Origin of the sequence: Maridesulfovibrio sp. FT414, from assembly GCF_050916235.1 — a bacterium.
Taxonomy (GTDB): domain Bacteria; phylum Desulfobacterota; class Desulfovibrionia; order Desulfovibrionales; family Desulfovibrionaceae; genus Maridesulfovibrio.
Genome location: NZ_CP104854.1, coordinates 728225 through 747687 on the forward strand (window position 1 = coordinate 728225; position 19463 = coordinate 747687).

At 49.8% G+C, this 19463-nt stretch carries 15 protein-coding genes and 1 tRNA gene; 2 read left to right on the forward strand and 14 right to left on the reverse strand.

The window, feature by feature from the left end:
- Positions 1–13 precede the first annotated feature (13 nt).
- From N7E73_RS03275 to ybgF, 4 genes are read right to left on the reverse strand one after another with little or no spacing between them, the layout of a single operon-like run.
- A complete protein-coding gene (locus N7E73_RS03275) occupies positions 14–850 on the reverse strand; it encodes an HDOD domain-containing protein (protein ID WP_432737538.1) in 837 nt (278 codons plus the stop codon).
- Between the two features lie 3 nt (positions 851–853).
- Entirely contained in the window at positions 854–1270 is a 417-nt protein-coding gene (locus tag N7E73_RS03280; RefSeq protein ID WP_432737540.1) for a hypothetical protein, read from the reverse strand.
- A gap of 45 nt (positions 1271–1315) precedes the next feature.
- Entirely contained in the window at positions 1316–2518 is a 1203-nt protein-coding gene (gene dprA, locus N7E73_RS03285) for a DNA-processing protein DprA (protein ID WP_432737541.1), read from the reverse strand.
- Positions 2519–2535: 17 nt separating this feature from the next.
- On the reverse strand, positions 2536–3405 hold the full coding sequence (gene ybgF, locus N7E73_RS03290) for a tol-pal system protein YbgF (protein ID WP_432737542.1): 870 nt from the start codon (positions 3403–3405) through the stop codon (positions 2536–2538).
- Positions 3406–3801: 396 nt separating this feature from the next.
- Between ybgF and N7E73_RS03295 the strand changes: the two genes are divergently transcribed.
- Positions 3802–4782, forward strand: coding sequence for a hypothetical protein (locus N7E73_RS03295; RefSeq protein ID WP_432737544.1), 981 nt, complete (start codon positions 3802–3804; stop codon positions 4780–4782).
- Positions 4783–4855: 73 nt separating this feature from the next.
- Here N7E73_RS03295 and N7E73_RS03300 read toward each other — a convergent pair whose 3' ends face one another.
- From N7E73_RS03300 to N7E73_RS03330, 7 genes are all read right to left on the reverse strand, one after another.
- Positions 4856–7912: an Hpt domain-containing protein gene (locus N7E73_RS03300; RefSeq protein WP_432737545.1), complete on the reverse strand. Its 3057-nt coding sequence runs from the start codon at positions 7910–7912 to the stop codon at positions 4856–4858.
- A gap of 84 nt (positions 7913–7996) precedes the next feature.
- Positions 7997–8365 (reverse strand): response regulator, encoded by a 369-nt coding sequence (locus N7E73_RS03305; protein ID WP_432737546.1) that lies wholly within the window; start codon positions 8363–8365, stop codon positions 7997–7999.
- Positions 8358–9059: a chemotaxis protein CheW gene (locus N7E73_RS03310; RefSeq protein ID WP_432737548.1), complete on the reverse strand. Its 702-nt coding sequence runs from the start codon at positions 9057–9059 to the stop codon at positions 8358–8360. Before N7E73_RS03310 ends, N7E73_RS03305 begins: the two co-directional genes overlap by 8 nt.
- Positions 9046–9864, reverse strand: a complete 819-nt coding sequence (locus tag N7E73_RS03315; RefSeq protein WP_432737550.1) for a ParA family protein — start codon at positions 9862–9864, stop codon at positions 9046–9048. The genes N7E73_RS03310 and N7E73_RS03315 overlap by 14 nt, the downstream gene beginning before the upstream one ends.
- Before the next feature lie 32 nt (positions 9865–9896).
- A complete protein-coding gene (locus tag N7E73_RS03320) occupies positions 9897–10775 on the reverse strand; it encodes a CheR family methyltransferase (RefSeq protein ID WP_432737551.1) in 879 nt (292 codons plus the stop codon).
- Positions 10776–12704: a HEAT repeat domain-containing protein gene (locus N7E73_RS03325; protein WP_432737553.1), complete on the reverse strand. Its 1929-nt coding sequence runs from the start codon at positions 12702–12704 to the stop codon at positions 10776–10778.
- Positions 12705–12767: 63 nt separating this feature from the next.
- The gene (locus tag N7E73_RS03330; protein ID WP_432737555.1) at positions 12768–13817 is read right to left on the reverse strand and encodes a protein-glutamate methylesterase/protein-glutamine glutaminase; all 1050 of its coding nucleotides are present in this window, start codon (positions 13815–13817) and stop codon (positions 12768–12770) included.
- 366 nt (positions 13818–14183) lie between these two features.
- Here N7E73_RS03330 and N7E73_RS03335 point away from each other — a divergent pair.
- Positions 14184–14260: transfer RNA gene (locus N7E73_RS03335), tRNA-Pro, on the forward strand.
- A 293-nt stretch (positions 14261–14553) separates the two neighbouring features.
- Here N7E73_RS03335 and N7E73_RS03340 read toward each other — a convergent pair.
- The 3 genes from N7E73_RS03340 to N7E73_RS03350 all read right to left on the reverse strand — a co-directional run bounded on the left by N7E73_RS03340 (position 14554) and on the right by N7E73_RS03350 (position 19364).
- Positions 14554–15741 (reverse strand): ISL3 family transposase, encoded by a 1188-nt coding sequence (locus N7E73_RS03340; protein ID WP_432737557.1) that lies wholly within the window; start codon positions 15739–15741, stop codon positions 14554–14556.
- Positions 15742–15933: 192 nt separating this feature from the next.
- Positions 15934–17040, reverse strand: a complete 1107-nt coding sequence (locus tag N7E73_RS03345) for an acyltransferase family protein (RefSeq protein ID WP_432737559.1) — start codon at positions 17038–17040, stop codon at positions 15934–15936.
- A gap of 158 nt (positions 17041–17198) precedes the next feature.
- Positions 17199–19364: a methyl-accepting chemotaxis protein gene (locus N7E73_RS03350; RefSeq protein WP_432737562.1), complete on the reverse strand. Its 2166-nt coding sequence runs from the start codon at positions 19362–19364 to the stop codon at positions 17199–17201.
- Positions 19365–19463: the final 99 nt, after the last annotated feature.

The window sequence follows — 19463 nt, forward strand, 5'->3', positions numbered from 1 at the left end:
TCAGACCGGATTATTAAAAGGAAAAACCGGAAATTTCCACAAACTGATCGGACAATTCATCCATGACCGGCTCAAGATCCTTCATCTTGAGTTTCAGGATTTTCATTGCCGCAGGCTTGAAGTAGGCAATCTGGTCATCCCCTCCGTTGCCGTACTCAAAAAGACGGACCATGAAATCGGCAACGTGGACCACGGCAGAGGTCTGCTGATAAAACTGGGCCCGGTCTGGGTGATGGTGATAGGTCATGGCTTCGCGCACGTTGGGGGGCAGATTCCAGTGCCTTGCAAGCCATGCGTTGATGCGGTCGTGCCCGAATCCAAGAATCAGGCGCTCTGCTTCGTAATATGAAACATCATTCTGCTTGACGGTCATGCGGATGGCTTCATTGAGTTCCGGCAGCTGGACTGCGGTAACAACCTTCCCGAGGTCATGAAGCAGCCCGGCTACGGTGAATTCTTCCGGGTCTTCAAACCCGGCGGCCTTGGCGATGGCACCACTGGCAATGGCGCATCCGAGACTGTGCTCCCAAAGTCCGGACATGGCCTGCTGAATCATGTCGAAAACAGAAGTGGAGATGATGATCCCGCGGATAACGTTCAGTCCCAGCAGAACCAGCGCATGCTGAATGGTGGTGATCCTGCCCGGGAATCCGTAGATAGGCGAGTTTACCATTTTCAGGACCTTGGCTGAAAGAACCTGGTCCTGAGAAATAACTTTTGCAACCTGCTCGGTTGAGGAGTTGGGGTCGTCCACAAGCTTGGAGACTTCATCAAGGACGGAAGGAAGAGTGGGCAGGTCCGAGGTGGAAAGGATCTGTCCTTTTACGCTTGTTTTGAGATCCTGGGACATGAACTATGCCTCCCCGCCATTTTTGGCTGCTTCTGCAGCCTCTGCTTCCGCTGCTGCGGCTGCAGCCTGTTCCTCAGCCAGCCTTTCGGCCTCTTCAGCAGCTTTCTGCGCCGCGGCCTTGAGGTTGAAATACTCCCGGAAAAACCCTTTTACCCGGAACATCCATTTATCCTTTGAGTAGCGGCGGAACAGAAAATCCAGCCGTTCGGCCTTCTGAGCCCATGAGGAATTACCGGCATCGCCAAGATCTACAGGATTGCCCTGAACCACAATCCGCTCGACATTCATCGATTCCAATTTCTTGATTATGCCCTCGGTCAATTCAAGCCCTTCCGCAAGAACAACCATTCCGTTATCGCGGGTTACAGGCTTTGCAAGCTTCATCCCCGGTGCTGCAAGCTTAACTGGAATTTTCTGCATCAGTCGAATATCTCCTCATGAAAATCGAAAAGTGGCCGTAACAATTCAGCAACGCTTGAGATCATAATACATGCCGGGAAAGCGCACAACAATTCCCTTTACCTCCATGCCCACTAATGATGCACTCAGGACAGGCACGGGAACACCTGTTTTAAAAGCAATTTCGTCAATATGAAGCCTGCCTGAGTCGGCAATAATATTGGCTATGTCGCATTCCGGTGGTTCCAGACCGGAAATATCCACGGCAACTTCAACAGGCTGTTGCGGCGAAAGTACATTATTTTTACTTTGGCGCTGTACACTCTTTTGAGAAATGGACGGTTTTACAGCTCGGGGCGCAACTGCAACATTACCTTGGGAATCAAACACATGCCGGATATTAAGCAATACATCGTCGGCCGTTTCAACCAATGCCGCTCCGTCCTTGATCAGACGCAGGCAGCCGGAAAAACATTTGTCCCCCAGAGGTCCGGGCATAGCCATGACTTCGCGCCCCTGCTCCGCGGCAAGGCGTGCCGTGATCAGACTGCCGCTGGCGATATCCGCTTCAACGACAAGAACCCCTACGCATAGCCCGCTGATAATCCGGTTTCGAAAAGGGAAATTATTCGCATACGGCCTTGTTCCGGGAGGGAACTCGGATAGGATCAGTCCGCTGTCGATCATTTCCGAACGCAGATCACCACTGTCAGCAGGATAATCATCAATATCCAGACCGGTCCCCAGCACGGCGATGGAAGATCCGACTTCTCCAAGTGCGGCCCTGTGAACACAACTGTCTATGCCTCTTGCAAAGCCCGACACAACGGTAATGCCCTTTGCGGACAGATCCCGCGAAATTCTGCGGGCATAGTCCAGTCCCAGTCTGCTGCTTTTGCGAGAACCTACAACAGCTACAGCCGGATTAGAGAGCAGGGACGGATTTCCGTAGTAATACAGATAGGCTGGAGGATCGGGAATTTCCTTCAGGGCGGAGGGGAATACAGGGTGCGTCCAGGGCAGAATTCCAAATCCTTCCCTCATGGCCTCACGATACTCACTCTCCGCTTTCGGACGCCAGAGTTCTCGTGAAGCATTTTCTGCACATTTTTCAGAAGCCAGATTCAGGACCGGCCAATTGGAACTGTCTTTAACCGCTTCATATGCTCCGTGGTAGTGATTAAGAATAGCGGCCCAGGTCCGCGGACCTATACCCGGAGTATGCCGAAGGGCAAGACAGGCAAAATATTCTTCCTTGATGGAGCTCAAATTGGTCCGCCGCAGCCTTACTGTCCCCCGATTTCCTGAAGTCTGGATTTTGCTATTTTTGCCGGATCGGACTTCGGATAATCATCAATAAGGGTCTTAAGATAAAAGGAAGCATTCTCGCGATCACCGAGCTTGTCATAAGCAAGGCCGATCTTGAGCAGGGAGTCGGGCACCTTGGAAGCCTTGGGGAAACGTCTTCCGACTTCCTTGAACTTGAGAATGGACTGCGCGAAACTCTTATCCGTGTAATATGTTTCGCCTATCCAGTATAAGGCATTGGGAGCAAGCTTTGCCTCAGGATTTTCACTGAGATACTGGGTAAGAATATCTCTGGCCTTGAGGGGCTGATCATTCATGACCAGCCGGACACCTTCCTGATACAATGCATCACCACTGAGTCCTGAAACCTTTGCTGTTTTTGCGGGTTCTGCAGCAGAAGAAGTTTGAGCTGCTGCCGGGGTCTCCGCGGAGGAGGCCGGGCCGGGAATAGTCATCCACGGCTTTTCTTCGCTGCTCTGCGAACCACCCATTACAACCTGCTCCGTAACTTCGACCGGGACAGGGACCGGAACAATCTCCTGCTCCGTCTTCATGGCCAGCATTTTCTGCTGATTTTCCTTCAACTCCGCAAGCGTGCTGTCCATCTCATTCATGCGCTGCTGGAGTTTATCAATCTGTGCGGTTGTTTCACCATGGTTGCGCTCTATCTGATCATTCTGTTCGCGCAGTCCTTCCTTGAAATTGAGGAAATTTTCTTCAAGGCTTTTCAGACGCCACTCTTCACTGCCGCCCCAGGCAGGCTTGTCCGGTTCGGTATTCTTGGCACCCAAACAGCCACTCAAGGCCAACGCGAGCATCAAAACAGGTACGATGCGAATATAGTTCATCAATAATTTCTCCGAATGACTGGTAGAGACCGTAGGCTCCGCACGAAAAAGCCGCCAGCAACAATTCAAGCTGTAAATTTGGCTCAAGTTTCAACGGGTTTAAAGTAGGACAGTTGCGCACATTTGGCAAGCATATCGCCGCTTTTACGGAATGTACGCCGCAGGCCCCTTGCTTCCGGGCCGAAATTAAGGCAAAAGTTCACACAAAAGTAGCTGAAGTTATGCCATAAGCATCACCGGAGGACTGCCCCGAAAGGGTTGAATGATTAATACACGAAAATCAATCCTTCCGAAACAGCCCGCCCGGAACAGATGCGTGTACTGCGCCTCCGGAAGCTTGCTTTTTACTGAAAGGAACTTACCTGTAAGGCGACACAACATTCAAGGAAACAGAAAATGAACATTCCCATGGAACCGATTCGACTTGCGGGCCTTTTAACCGTCCAGATGCTGCCCAAGGCGGTTGTGGATTTCACGACCCTTGCCGCCATTGGCGCTCCGATTCTGGCGGTGATCCTTGAGATCACGGCCAAGGCCCGTAAAAAGATTTTTTATGACAAACTGGCCCAGCAGGTAACAGCCCTGTCGCTGATCCTGTATACCCTATTCATCCTCTGTATCGGCGGCGCGGCAGCTTATTTCTGCCAGAAACTGCCATGGCTCAAGGACTGGTTCATAAATCCGTCTTCGCCGGTGATGATGTTCTACGTCACCCTTGCCGTAGCCCTTCTTGGTCTCATTCCATATAAATATACATGGAAAGCACTCAAGAAAAACAAACCTGCACATGTATCGCTGGGAATTTTGGGCATGCTTGGAGGAACAGCGTCAATCCATGTGGCAACAGTAATAATGAAGCAATTTTTCACCATGCAGACCCAGAGTGCCACTCCGGAAGTGCCGCAGATACCCTTCTACACCCATTTCTGCCAGATGCCGGATAACGCATCCCTTTGCCTGGCCGGAATCTATCTGATCATGGCTTTGTCATTTGCTGCGACTGCATCAGGTTTTTACCTCGTGCTCCGCCGGAACAAAGACGATTTCGGACGTGATTATTACAAGTTTTCACTCCCGGTAATATCCAGATGCGCTCTGGCACCGACCATTGTGCTTCTGACCGCTGTGGCCGGGGTTATCTATTACATGGTCAATCCCAACTTCGATCTCCTTTACAAGGATCTAACTTCTGCGGTCACCTTGGGTTCTTCCCTGTTCCTCATTCTGGTCTGCTGTGCCGTCTGGGTGGTTACATGGAAAAGCGAAACACCCATGCGCCACAAGATCGGTCTGAGCTTTGCTCCGTTCCTGATCATAATTGCACATGCCGCACTGCTCGGCGGAGCCATGAAAGTCTACCTGACGATGGCCCAGTAGAACGCTTCCAGAGCACAAAAAAGCCCCCTGAAGTCTTCGACTTCAGGGGGCTTTTTTTGTGCTCATTCATTCTCTATGACTGCATGGACGATCCCTTGACCGTTGCCATACTGTACAGTTCGTGAGGATCAAGAATAAGGACTACACTTCCGTCGCCCATGATGGTGGCACCGGAAACACCCTTGAGGTCAAAACTGTTAAGGTAATTACCAAGCGGTTTGATAACTATCTCCTGCCGTTCCAGCAGCCTGTCCACAACCAGTCCAAGCCTGCGCTCGTTGTCGTGAATAATTACAACAGGCAGGACCTCGCGGTCAGGATCACTCACAGGCTGATCCAGAAGCTCGGCCAGTTCCGCAATACCGAGAACCTCACCACGCAGGGTTACGGCCTTGCGGTTGTTGACTTCTGTAAGCCTTTCAGCCTCGATCTTGGTAGTTTCGGAGACGGCATCAAGCGGAATCGCGTAGTTGGCTCCGTTGATCTGAACCATCAGGGCGTCGATAATTGCCAGAGTAAGCGGCAGAGTCAGGGTAAACTTGGAGCCCTTTCCGACTTCGGAAGCAATGTGAACGCTTCCCTTGAGATCCTTAATGTTGTTACGCACAACATCCATTCCCACACCACGGCCGGAAATGTCAGTGACTTTTTCTGCCGAGGAGAATCCGGGAGCAAAGATCAGTTCAATGGCTTCACGGTCATCAAGGCTTCTGGCCTCTTCAGGAGAAATGATTCCCTTCTTGATTGCGACATTGCGCATCTTTTCAGGATCAATTCCGCGTCCGTCGTCTTCAACCTCAATGGCAACGGAGTTACCCTTGTGGTATGCACGCAGCCAGACGTGGCCCTGCGGTGGCTTTCCGCTGGCAATGCGCTCTTCTTCCGGCTCAAGGCCGTGGTCGACGGAGTTCCTGATCAGGTGAACCAGCGGATCACCGATTTCCTCGACTACGCTCTTATCGAGTTCAGTCTCTTCGCCTTCGGTAATCAGGTCCACTCTCTTTCCGCTCTTGCGGCTAAGATCACGAACCAGACGGGGGAACCGGGAAAATACAGTCTGAACCGCAACCATTCTAACCTTCATGATGGTATCCTGAAGATCATCGGAAATACGGGACAGGGCATAGGTGGTCTCGGTCAGTTGCTGTGCAACAACCGGCACTTCAAGATGCCCTTCTTCCAGACCGCGAGCCAGCATAGTGTAGCGTCCGCGGCTGATAATCAGTTCACCGATCAGGTTCATCAGGTGGTCAAGCTTCTGATGATCGACCCTGATAGTGGACATGGCCTTAGGCTTGGCATTCTTTACCGGCTGGGCACTGGCAGCTGCAGGCTTTGGTTTGGCGACAGGCTTCACCGCAGCCTTGGCTTCCGGCTTCCTGACCTGTGCAGGCTTTACTTCAGCCTTCGGCTCAGGCTTCGGAGCCGGTTTCGGTTCGATCTTAGGCTCGGGTTTTGGCTCAGGCTTCGGAGCTGGCTTGGGTTCAGGTTTAGGTGCCGGTTTCGCCTCGGCCTTTGGCTCAGGCTTCGGAGCTGGTTTGGGGGCTGGGGCAGACGTGGACGCAGGAGCACTTGCAGCCCCTCCACCCTTGAGATCATTAACAGCCTTGTCGATCATCTCAGAGATAATTCCACATTCCTGACGCAGCAGGTCGAGCATTAACGAGAAATCCATATCGGAATTACGGGCCTGATCAACAAGGTTTGCGGTACGCTCTGCGTATTCACGCAAGTCATCAAACCCCATGTATCCGCCGGAATTCTGGATCGAGACCAGACTTCTATACAGTCCGTCAATATAATCCTTCTGCCCTGAATCCTCGCCAAGAGTTTTCAAAGCAAGATGTATATTGTCGATCTGCTGCTGAACAGTCTGTTGAAAAATTGAAATATCTTCGGAGTCGAATCCGTCTATGGAATCATCGGCAAGAGTCTCTTCTTCGAGAGCATACTCTTCTTCATCGTCCGGAACTTCATCAATATCGTCGCCTTCAGGAGGAATGACCTCACCCTTTTCAACTGCATCCTGCAGTGGATCAATCAGTTGAATTATATCAAGGGGCTGGACTTCTCCGGTGGTTGGAACCACATGGGCGATAAGAGCTTCAATGCCGTCCACAACTGCGAGCAGCAGGTCAATCATGTACCTGTTCGCGTGAATTTCACCCTTTCTAACCCGGTTGAGCAGGGTTTCCGATTCATGAGTCAGCGAATTAAGCTCACGGAAACCAATGATTCCGCTATTCCCCTTGAGGTTATGGAAATACCTGAAAATATCGTTGATGAGATCGTCATTGCCTTCGGGGTCCTGTTCAAGTTCAAGCAGACCGTTAGTCAAATTTTCAATAATCTCATGAGCTTCCTCAAGAAAATCAGCCAGATGCCCTTCACCAACGGTTGTAAGCTTGTATGGCTCAGCTTCTTCGTTGACTACTGCTACAAACTGAAAAGATTGCTTACGGCCAGAAGATTCATTTGAATTCTGCACCATTTCGCCCTCCGACAATTCAATTTCAGGTTCTTCTGTTTCGTCTTCGTCGTCATATTCGTATTCAGGTTCCGAATCGAATTCGATCTCGGTCTCCGCTTCAGGCTCAGGTTCTGCTTCCGGTTCATATTCCGGTTCATATTCCGGTTCATATTCCGGTTCTGATTCCACCTCTGGCTCCGGTTCCGGCTCTGGTTCCGGTTCGGGCTGGACGTCATCTGCCGGAGCGGCTTTTGCAGCCACAAAATCGCCGGCCATAATCGCATCAATGCGATCAATGACAATCGATGTATCCACGGTCCCTTCGTTACCAAGCTCGTCCAGATTATCAATGAGCTGTCTCAGCAGGTCGGTAGCGGCAAGGATTACATCCATTATTTCCGGGTTTACTGCAATTTCACCCTTGCGCAATTCATCAAGAATATTTTCCGCCCTATGCGCAAGGCCATTGATAATATTCAACCCAAGAAATCCCGACGCTCCCTTGAGAGAATGCATCGGTCTGAAAATTTCATTGAGAAGATCAAGATTCTCGGGATTGTTCTCAAGCTCAAGCAGGTTGGGCTCGATAGTTTCGAGATGCTCTTTAGCTTCAATGATGAAATCCGCAAAAATTTCAGGATCCAAGAAATCCTGGCTCATCTAGAGACCCCTGTATTAAAAGTTCTTCTGCAATCATTTACAGCATGCATAATCAATTAGTCCCCGTTCAGAAGACTGCTGTCATCAGCCCAGAAGCATCTTAATGTTCTTAACCATCTTTTCGGGCTGCGCCGGTTTTACCATATACAGGTTGGCCCCAAGACTCAAACCGGTCTGAATATCCTTTTCCTGGCCTTCTGTTGAAAGCACGATGATAGGGATATCCTTATAGGCCTCCTGTTCACGTACGGTCTTGATATACGTAAATCCGTCCATTCTCGGCATGTTGACATCAGAAATAATCAGGTCGACATGATCAAGACTGTACAGCTTCTCAAGCCCGTCAAGGCCGTCTTCAGCCGTGGTAACCTTGAATCCTTCTTTTTTCATGATGAAGGCGACGAGATTTCTTACAGTCTTAGAATCGTCCACTATCAGAATATGTTTAGGCATTTCCCTCTCCTTCACTCTTTAAAATTTGCTCAACCAACCTGTCGACGGAAAGGATGTTGACCAGTTTGTCACCATTTTTATAAAGGCCAAGTAAGAATTCAGATGCCACACCAACTTCAGACTCAACCCCCCAGACCAGATCTTTTTTGTCGGCCCGGTACATAGTGCGGACAGCGCTGATGGCCAGTCCTATCTGAAGTCCCTTATGCTTGCAGACAACAACAAACTTATCTTTTACGCCCTTACCGTTATGGAGCAGATGCCTCAGGTCAAGGACCGGGGTAACCCTGCCCCTGAGGTTGATGATTCCCTGCATGAACCGAGGGGCTGCAGGAAGAAGTGTCACCGGAATTTTCCGTACCACTTCCTGAATCAGCATAATGGGCAGACCGTACTCGCGATCGCCGACAACAAAACTTACAAGCTGGACTTCATCGTCTTCCTTGAGCTTTTCTTCAAAATCGTCGGCAAGATTGTTCTCAACATAGTCACTGGATGAAGGCGCTGCCCCGAATCCAGGCAGAACAACATTCCCGCGGGGATCAACCCGCTTCATGCCATCGAAGGCCCTTTTCCCGCCTATCCCCATGTACTTGTCCATGAAGGCCGATTCGGCGTCGGTGTAGCCCCCGGACTGCCTTTCCTCACTCGGTAGGTTTACATTCTCAACGAAATATTCTTCAGGCGTCTTCATTTCTGATAATCTCTCTTGCCAACTGCATGTATTCAATTGCGCCTCTGGTTTTAGGATCTATGTCAAATATGATCCTGCCACTGGCACAGGCCTCTCTAAATTTCGTGTCCATATGTATTATGGTGCTGAAAACCCTGTCACCGAGCTTCCTCCTGATCAAGTTCAGGATCTTCCTGCATGCCCCGGCCCTGCCGTCATACATAGTCGGCAGTGCCCGAAACTTAACTGGGCTGGGAAGAACCTTGTTCAGAATCTTGATCGTGTCAAAGAGCAGCCGGATTCCGTAAAGTGCCAGAAAATCCGTCTGGATCGGAATAAGCACACAATCTGATGCCACTATGGCATTGACCAGCAATACCCCCACATGGGGAGGACAGTCTATCAGAATGTAGTCATAGATATCTTTCACCTCGTCGAGGGCTGTTGAAAGAACCATTCCCTTATTCTTTCTGTCCTTAAGGTCAACCTCCAGCTCAGAAAGCCTGATGCTTGCCGGGACAAAATCAAACCCGGCCCTGTCGCGCTTCTGAACTATTTTCGGCCAGACTGTCTTGAAATCTGCATCATCAAAAAACAGATCATGCGCCGAGACCGTTACGTTTTCCGGAAAGAAGGACATATGAACCGAAGCGTTGGCATGGGGATCAAGGTCTATAACGAGAACCTTTTTCGAAAGCCTGCTTAAGGCCTCCCCCAGACTCAATGCGGTGGTTGTCTTGCCCACTCCTCCCTTCTGGTTGGCAATGGCCAGCACCCTGGCTTTGCCCGCAGTACTTTCAGACTGCATTTCTTTTTCTATTTCCATATATATACGCAGAGTTCCCTACAAGTACGCTGCTACTCCAACTTCTGGTAAATAATGGCTCCCGGATGATGCACAGGCTTGAAGGCCCTTGTGATGTTGTGCAGCGACTCCGAGTGCCCGATGATCAGAAATCCTCCGGGGGCGAGGTTGTCATAGAAAGCGTTGATGACCTTCTTTTTCATTGCTTCATCAAAGTAGATGATTACGTTGCGGCAAAAGACAATTTCCGATCTTTCAACCCTTTTAACCTGCATACGGTCGCTCAGGTTGATCTGGCCGAAACTGACCAGTTGCTTGATTGCAGGCTTGACCTTGAACTGCTTGCCGTCCTGATCAAAATACTTGCTTACAATCTCCTTGGGAGTGGTCCGCAGGGAATACTCACTGTAGACTGCACGCCGTGCCGATGTAAGAACCCTTTCGGAAAGGTCATTGGCGGTAATCTTCACGTCCCATGTCGCAAGCTCGGTTCCCAGGACTTCATGGATGATCATGGCAAGAGTGTACGGCTCCTCACCGGTAGAACACCCTGCAGACCATATACGGAGCCTTTTTCTACCCTTCTTGCGCAGCTCATTGAGTACATCAGGAAGTACCTTGGTCTGAAAGACCTTGAGCTGTGGCGGATTGCGATAAAAACTGGTCTCGTTGGTCGTTATGACTTCGAACAGCTTATTCATTTCCGCCTTTTTGCCGGAATCATACTGCAGATAATAATAGTACTCCCCAAAACTCTTGAGATTAAGTTCCTTCAAACGGTTGGAGAGCCTGTTTTCAAGCAGGTACTTGCGGTTGCCTGCAATGAAGATTCCGGCCTGATCGTAGATAAAATCCCGTAACTGGGTAAACTCCAGCTCGGAGATCTTCAACTCTTTGCGCAGTGATATTGTCTTTGAAAAAAGAGAAGACATCTAGTCTCCAGCTCCTTGCTCTTCCTGGATTCTTGAAATGGCCTCTTCGGCAGCCTGGAGGATCTCCGGATCGGCATCGGCATTAGACACTTCAAGCAGAGCCTGAAACGCCATGGTGCCGCCGATGGTTCCGAGAACCTCTATAACCTTCATAACCACGAGTTTGTGCGAAGAATCCAGCATTGTTATTAATTGAGGCAGCGCACTTTCTTCACGATGCTCACCCAGGGCTTCCGCAGCGCGGATCTGGACCCAGTCATCGTCATCCTGAAGAGCCTGAATAAGGTACGGAATAACGTCCTGTTTGTAGCAGTTGCCCAAAAGCTCCACTACGGTCAAACGAACATCCCGGTTTTCGTCATGCAGACGTGAAAAGACCAGAGACATGCTGTCCCCATCTGAGCCGCAGTCATTCAGGGCTTCAAGAGCAATCTTCCTGACATCCGGCAGCTCGTCCTCAAGGGCCATTTTTATGTAGTTCAGGTTGAGCCTTGCATCCAGCTTGCCCATTGCGAAGACAGCCATGAGCCGGTCTATGGGCTCATCACTGTTGTACAGTTCAACAAACCGGCTGTTGACCTCTTCTCCGCCGATGGCCACGCAGGCATCAAGGGCTGCTTCCTTAACATCGTCATATGGATGGCTGAGCAGGGCAAAAATCGAATCGACAGCTTTCTCGTCGCGAAGCTTTCCGCCGAGAAAATGAATAGCCGACTTGAGCATTGACCCATCCTGCTCAATTTCAAGAACACCTTCAAAAAATTCACGTGCTTCATCCCCGGCCGTGACAACAAGAGCTTCAAGGATTCCACGTTTTATATCCCTGTCTCCGTTCTCGAACGCCTTCATAAGGATACCGGGAACCCTCTCGTCATCAAGCCTTGAAAGTAACTGGACAGCCAAAGACGCCTTATTGACGTTATCACTAACAAGTGCAGCTTCCATTGCCGGGTTAAAACTGAGATTGGACATGTCGTCCACAATCTTGGCCAGCCTGTCACGATCGCGGTCGGGGTCAAGCTCACAGGCGATGTTGAATACTTCCTGAGTCGCTTTCTCACCGCCCACGTAACTGAGGCCGCTTATTGCTGCATCCTGAACTTCCTCATCCTCATCCTTGAGGGCGATCAGCATGTACTCACGGAGTTTTTCCCGTTCGGTAGCCGAAAGAAGCTTGAGGGACTTGCCGCCGAGAATGCTCACGATGGCCTTGACGATCTTGTTACGCAGGGCTGTGGGAGCTTTGTCCAGATGACGCAGCAGCATGGTGACGGCCTTGATATTACCCATCTCGCCTAGAGCGTCCACGATCATGGAGGCAACAAGGTCAGAGCTTGTATTCAGTGCCTTTACCAGCGCGTCAACAGAACTGGAGTGCTTGATCTTGGCCAGAGCCTCAATAACTGCATACTGGACCCACTCGTCATCGAGCATCGCCTTGTTAAGACAACGGGCAGCAGCCGGATTGGCAAGATCGCCGAGACTTACAGCGGCCTGATAGCGAACGTTTACTTCCGGATCCTTCAGGAGTGCATCACATAGTGGATCAACCGCCATGAAACTGTCTGTGGAGCCCAGGATGTCAGTAGCAAAGATTCTTATGTCCGGATCATTATCGTGGACAAGTTCCACGAGAGAAGGAAAGTCCTGAGCCCCGACTTCGCGCAGGATATCCATGGATAAGTTGCGAACAGGAGCCTCGTCGGAACGCAGCAGTGGAACAACAGCCTGCACTGCTCCCTTGCCGCCGATACTGCGCAGGGCATGGTCGGCAGCCTCCTGCAGCCCGAGATGATTTGATTTCAGGAGCTCCGCAAGCATGGGCACGGCCTCTGCACAGCCCATCTCTCCGGCCTGAAAAGCAGCCTCACGGATAATTTCATTGTCATCGCTTTTAAGGTCTTGCAGAACCTTCGAACAATCCGTCATTGCCAGTTCCCCATTTTTTTTAAAGCCGCAAAACAGCTTACGGTTGCACGCTGTCAAAATTCCTTAAAGATAAAGATTGTTGATGATCGCTGCGGCCATGTCGTCAATATCAACTATTTCATCCGCAAGTCCGTCATCCACAATTGCCTTGGGCATGCCGTATACTACACAGGAAGAGTCACTCTGGGCAATGGCCCTTCCGCCCTTACTTTTCAGCTCCCTGATTCCGTCACGTCCGTCATTTCCCATCCCGGTCAGAATAACTCCCAGCGCCCGCCTGCCAACTGCATTGGCAACAGAGGAAACCAGAACGTTTGCTGAAGGCTTGTACAAGGCTTCCCGCGGTTCGGGAGTCACAATCAGATCAATCCTGCTCACTTTCTGGTCAATAATCAGGTGCGATCCTCCGGGAGCTACGAAAGCATGTCCGGGAAGCAGCCTGTCTCCTGTCTCGGCCTCTTTTACCGTCAGCGGGCTTACGCCATTAAGACGATTGGCAAACGGTCCTGTGAAAGCTTTCGGCATATGCTGCGCAATAACAATACCGGCCGGGAAATCCTTGGGCAGGGAGGAAAGAATCTTCTGAACAGCCGGGGGGCCTCCGGTGGAAACTCCGATAACAACGACATCACGCTTGGGTCTTCCGACAGGAGTCCTTATGGGAACAACAGGACGGCGGGACAAGGCGGTAGAACGAAGACGGGGCACAGGACGCATCTTGCGCATGGCTACCGTCTTAACCTTTGAAATAAGATCCTGCTCAATTTTTACTATGTCCAGAGATACCTTGGAAAGCTGCTTGGGAATAAAATCAACTGCGCCCAGATCCATAGCTTTGAGAGTAGCTTCTGCACCCTCTGTTGTAAGAGAACTGACCATCAGCACAGGGCGCGGCATTTCCATCATAATGTGCCGTAGAGCAGTAAGGCCGTCCATCTTGGGCATTTCAATATCAAGGGTAACCACATCGGGATTATGCTGTCTGATAATCCTGAGTCCCTCTTCTCCGTCACGGGCAGTGGCCACAACCTTTATGCCCGGATCTTTTTCCAGCATCGTGCTGATGGCTTTACGCATGAAAGCGGAATCATCTACAACAACAACTTTTATCACTAGCCCAGTCTCCTTTTCCTACCACATCAGCATCTAAAAAATTCTTAAGGGTTTGTATAAAAAGGCGATTTAAAATCTATGAACAAGATATTCCGACAAAACACCTGATTCCCTGCACCTCAACCGTAGATAAAACTTCGCACAGATAAGAGTTTTTGTCCAACAAACTGCCTGAATTTCACCCAAAAATCATGTTATATTTTTCCAGGGACCACAACTTATATCATTCGGCAGTTAATTTTAAATTAATGAGTTAATCTGCGCAAGGCTATTAAAAAAATATCCTGAGAGGATTTGAAATTATTTTTTTCTACATTTTTTACTTGCTATTGCCGCAATCTTTGGCTAACTACCCTCTTCGCAAGACGGGATGTGGCTCAGTCTGGTAGAGCGCTGCGTTCGGGACGCAGAGACCGGAGGTTCAAATCCTCTCATCCCGACCAGATATCACAGGCACTTACGGTATAATATCGTAAGTGCCTTTTTCTCGGTCTACACCGAACAAAGGGGCAGAAGCCCGATATTTGGTAATTACATGCGATAGCAGTATTTCTCAGCATTCCACGCCCAGAAGGCGAATGATTGTTTCGCGATCAAATCTTCTCTTATTCAGCGTTGAAAAACTAAGGGACCGCAACTCCAATTGGAATTGCGGTCCCTTAGCTTTCTGAAATCAATTGGGTCTACACCGAACAAAGGGGCAGAAGCCCGACTGATCAAATTTCCAACCGTTGATTCAAATCTCGACTACCCGCACAAAACCCGCACACGCAGCCGATAAGTTTTCAAAGTTTCTAAACCCGTATGCCCGCCTCTGGATAAGCTTCATCTTGCGATGAAATCCTTCGGTTGTTCCGTTGCTTTTGCCGTAGCGAAACATTCGAGCCACTTCCTCTTTCCAACTGTTCAGAGTTCTGCCCAGCGTTCTAAGCGGAGCAAAAGGACTCTGCTGAAGTTGATTGATTTTATCAAGCAATTCGAAAATGTATTTTTTGCAACTACTACCATTTTGTGCCCTGATCCTGAGCAAATCGTTAAGCTCATGGCAGAAATGGTAAATACTTTCGATAGCCGGTTGTACCTCAAAATATTTGGATAAAAGATCTTTCCTTTTATCGGTTAAACGGTCCTGCCGACACAGCATGGCCCGCATAATTCCACCTCGACCATATGAAATATTTTCTTCATCGATCAGCTTGCATGTCTTGGTGAAATGCTGGTTTACCAGCCGAATAACGTGGAAACGATCCGAGACAATTCGAGCATTCGGAAACCAAGTTTTGACCATATGCCGATAAGCAGAATTCATATCGATGCAGACTACTTTTACCTTACTCCGTCCTTTAAGATTCCTGAGAAAAGGGAGCAATTCAGCAGCACTACGGCCCATAGCTATGTCAAAAATCTTGTTGTTTGCAAGGTCGCAAAACGTTGTTGAAAAACCGACTTTACGGGTGAAACGATGTTCATCAATTCCGAGATAACGAGGACATTTCCAGTTGCTGCGTTGCCGGGCTTTCAGGTCGATGACCTGATGATAAAATCGCTCCACGCTGGAAACGCCGATCCCGTTTTCGCGGGCAATTGTCTTGTTACATGAGCCGTTGTTGTACTGCCGAAAAACTTCGTGTTTAAGCAACTCTGTTGAACGGCTCCACTTCTTGATTCCGTCCATGTGGGTGTTGTAATAGCGACCGCAACCCATGCAGTGATGCTTGTGGCATTTTACTCGCAAAATCGATGCTCGGCCGTTATGCGGGATGCTCTTGATGAATCGTTGGAATGTATCCTTGATACGAAAAGAAGAACTTCTGCATCGCGGGCAAACGGGCTTACCCGTCCATGCTACCTCAAGAATTATAGGAAAATACGAAACCACCTTTTTGATTGCAAAATCGGGAAGACCTATTAAAATCCGATCCATAAATTGACCTCTTTTCTGTGGTAGGAAATTTGGTCATTTATAGGGCATATCGAGTCGGTTCGGTATGCCTTTCTTTTTGTCAGGATTCTTCATCGCCCCTTTCTTTGAGGTAGAGCCAATCAATTTCAAACAAAAAAACTCAAACCAAATTGATCACAGATTAAAACGATTTCCTGCTGCTGGCTTGAACCATTACAAAATCCCAGCCCCGACCCTGTTTTTCTTCAATGCTAATGTAAGCACCCAGCAAATCAGAATTGAGCATGCGAATAGCAGCGGTGCCTTGATGAAAGGTGAAACATTAAACTCAAGCAGAAAATAAGCCCCATAATACACGGTCAGAGAATGGAAGAAGTATATTCCATAGGAACTTGCTGCTAACGACCTCCAGACAGGCTGCCCGCTGTTCAAATACTTTTTGAAAGCCGCAACTCCGCCCATCAGGCAGGAGAAGCCGAGCACGTTGAATCCCAGAGCGTTACCAAGTTGCATAAGAATCTCTCCACCACGCGGAACCATCTGCATCTTGAAGTGAAGATAAAACATGGCTGATATAATGATCGCTCCAAGCCACGGCAGAAGACGCGGGTTGTATCCCTGTCTGGCGAACCAGTTGCGTTTCCAGGCCAGTATGCCAAGCCAGAAATACAACAAATAAACCGCCACTCTTAACGGCTGAAAAGCAAGAACATAATAGTCTGTCACCCAAGTATCTACAGGATAAAAACGGTTCATGAAAAGAAATAAGGAGGTACAGGACGCAACAAACAATACCGGCAGAAGCGGAGATGGGATTCTGCTGCGCCCGGCAGGGCTGCGCAGGTCAGGAAATAACGTGTAACAGGCACTCAGGATCAGATAGAAAACCGTAAGCAGTCCCAAAAACCAGAAAACAGACTGACTGTACATGGTCGTCCAGAACTGTCCGCCCCAGAACTCAAGATATCCTGGGGCCTTGCCCCGCGAAAGAAGAATCATGTACATGGCCGGAGGCGCAAGAAATAGTACCCCCAGCACCCATGGAATAATTATCCGCTTGAACTTTGCCGCCCAGAACCCGGACAGACCGTGCTTCTGCAGGGAAGCTAGTGCAAAATACCCTGAAAGGAAAAACATGATCGGCATTACCGGAACATCGGCCAGCACCACCACATAGGTAAAAAAAATGCTCTGCCCGGGATCAACCACGAACCACCATGACGGAGCAAATTTCATATAACAAAGGGAGACATGAAGCAGCACGACTGCAAAAATAGCCGCTGCACGTAGGTTATCTAAAAAATACATTCTGCTGTTCATAATTAGATCCACATCTTTCTTCTAAAAACGTTTGAACGATAATCAGGTAGTTATTCCGGCTGAAGTTGTAAGTCAAACAGAACAGGGCATATCTCCCTACAAATAAAAAAGGCCGGAAAAAACATCCCGGCCCTTGAGCAACTGAATGAACACAGAAACTACGCCTTGCGCAGCTCTTCTATCACCGCGGTCAGCTGTTCACCCAACCCCATAAGCTCTTCAACTGCAGCAGCTGATTCCCGCATGGACTTGGCATTGTCGCCAGCAATAACGTTGACTTCCTCTATGCCCCTGTTGATCTGCTCACTTGCGGCGGACTGTTCCTCGGAAGCTGTAGCGATGCTGCGCACCTGCGATGCCGTCTCCTCAACAATCTCTACGATACGGCTGAGAGCATCACCTGCCTTGCCAGCGTACTCGGTACCCTGCTCCACTTGTGCAGCCGCCTTGGACATGCCCTCTATGTTATCACGGGTACCTCTCTGAATGGCCCGTATGAAATCGCCAACCTGATTTGTGGCATCCATGGTTTTTTCGGCCAGCTTACGGACCTCATCGGCAACTACCGCAAATCCCCGACCGGCCTCACCAGCCCTTGCAGCTTCAATTGCCGCATTCAGGGCCAGCAGGTTGGTCTGGTCGGCAATATCGGAAATGACACCCATTATCTGGCCGATGCCTTCCGCCTGTTCGCCGAGCATTGCCAGACCTTTTTCCATCTCCACAGTCATGGCCTGTATGCGATTTATGCGCTCGACAACGTCATTGACAACTGCCCCTCCGTTCTCGGCCTCAAAGCGTGCCTTTTCGGCAGACTCGGCAGCTTCGGAAGCATTACGGGCCACTTCAAGAACGCTCGCATTCATCTGCTCCATGGCAGTGGCGGATTCCGAGGTCCGGTCACGCTGCACATCTGAACCGCGGCTGGACTCATCAATTTCAGCAGTCAGCTGCCGTGAGGCACTCATTACCTGCGAGACAATACCGGATAACTGATCTGCTGCATGAAGCATCCCCTCACGTCTGGCATTCTCCGCCTCGGCACGGGCCTCATCAGCTTCCCGCAAGGCCTCCTGCGCTCTGGAAGTCTGCGCCTGCGCTTCTTCAGCCATTTTCCCGGACCGGGCAATATTGTCCACAAGGGCTGCCAGCATATCACGCAGGGAAATATTCAGGTCGTAAAGTTCCCCTCCGAACTGGGACTCATCAGCCTGAACCTCAAAATTGCCCCCCGCCACTTCTCTGGCTGCGTCAGTTATAGCCACGATAGGCTTGGAAATGGAGCGGGCAACCAGATAAATTGCGATCATCACCAGCACAAGGGCGGCCACACCTACAAGAAGCAGATCTCTGGTCAGAGTGCTCGCATCGGCCAGAATCCGGTCCATTGGAGCACTTACGGCAAGATACCAGAACTGACCGGAATCCTTGAACTCAACAGGGACGTACTGAACAAGGGACTTAAACCCGGTTGCCGATGCGACCCGGACCTCCTGAAACGGGCGTCCCTCCCTCATAGCCATTTTTAGTCCGGACTCATCTTCTAATTCAGCTGCGTCAAATATATTCTTGCCCTGAAGGTCTTCATCCGGGTGGTAGATAATATTGCCGTCCGGCATCATCAGCCATGCATAACCTTCCTCATACGGCCTTAGCCCGGCGACGAGGTTGTTGACGGTGGTAATGGGCATATCAACACAGACAACACCAAGAGGCCTTCCGGACACAATTACAGGCACACCGATGGTTGTCAGCATAAGAGTCTGCCCATCCACTTCATAGGAATACGGAGGTGTAATATAAGGCCTGCGGGTTTCAATCGGCTTGAGATAGTAATCACCGTCACCGGGGATATTGTACTCGGCAAGTGGAACGACCTTTATTCCGCCGCCAGCCCGGAACGCGTATGGTATCAGACGCCCGGTCTTATCATGGAGCTCCGTTCCGGCAAATTCAGCATCGCGCCCGTCAAAGGCATCAGGCTCCCAGCCGTTGCTGCCGCCGATAAAATTATTGTCACCATTTATGAGTCCGACCAGCATCGCGATGGCTGAATCACGGCTCAGAGGGATATTCTGCCTGCGCATTTCGGCAAAAGAACTGGCCAACCCCTGAGCCTGCCCCTGTGCATAAGTCATGTAATTCATGATCTTGCCGCTATAATTTTCAGCAAGGGCGGCGAGCTCTTTCCTGGCGACCTTTTCTATGGCATCCGAACTTTTTTTGGCGGAGATTGACTCAATGCCCGCAAGGGTCAAAATCAGCAATGCTCCCACCGGCAGCATCACCTTATGCATCATCCTGAGATTTCTAAACCACTTCATAATAACACAAACCTCATTAATGTATTCTACGTATAACCGCTCTACTTACCCACACTTTCGGTTTTGTCTATTTCAATTTTGTATGCATGACAATTCATT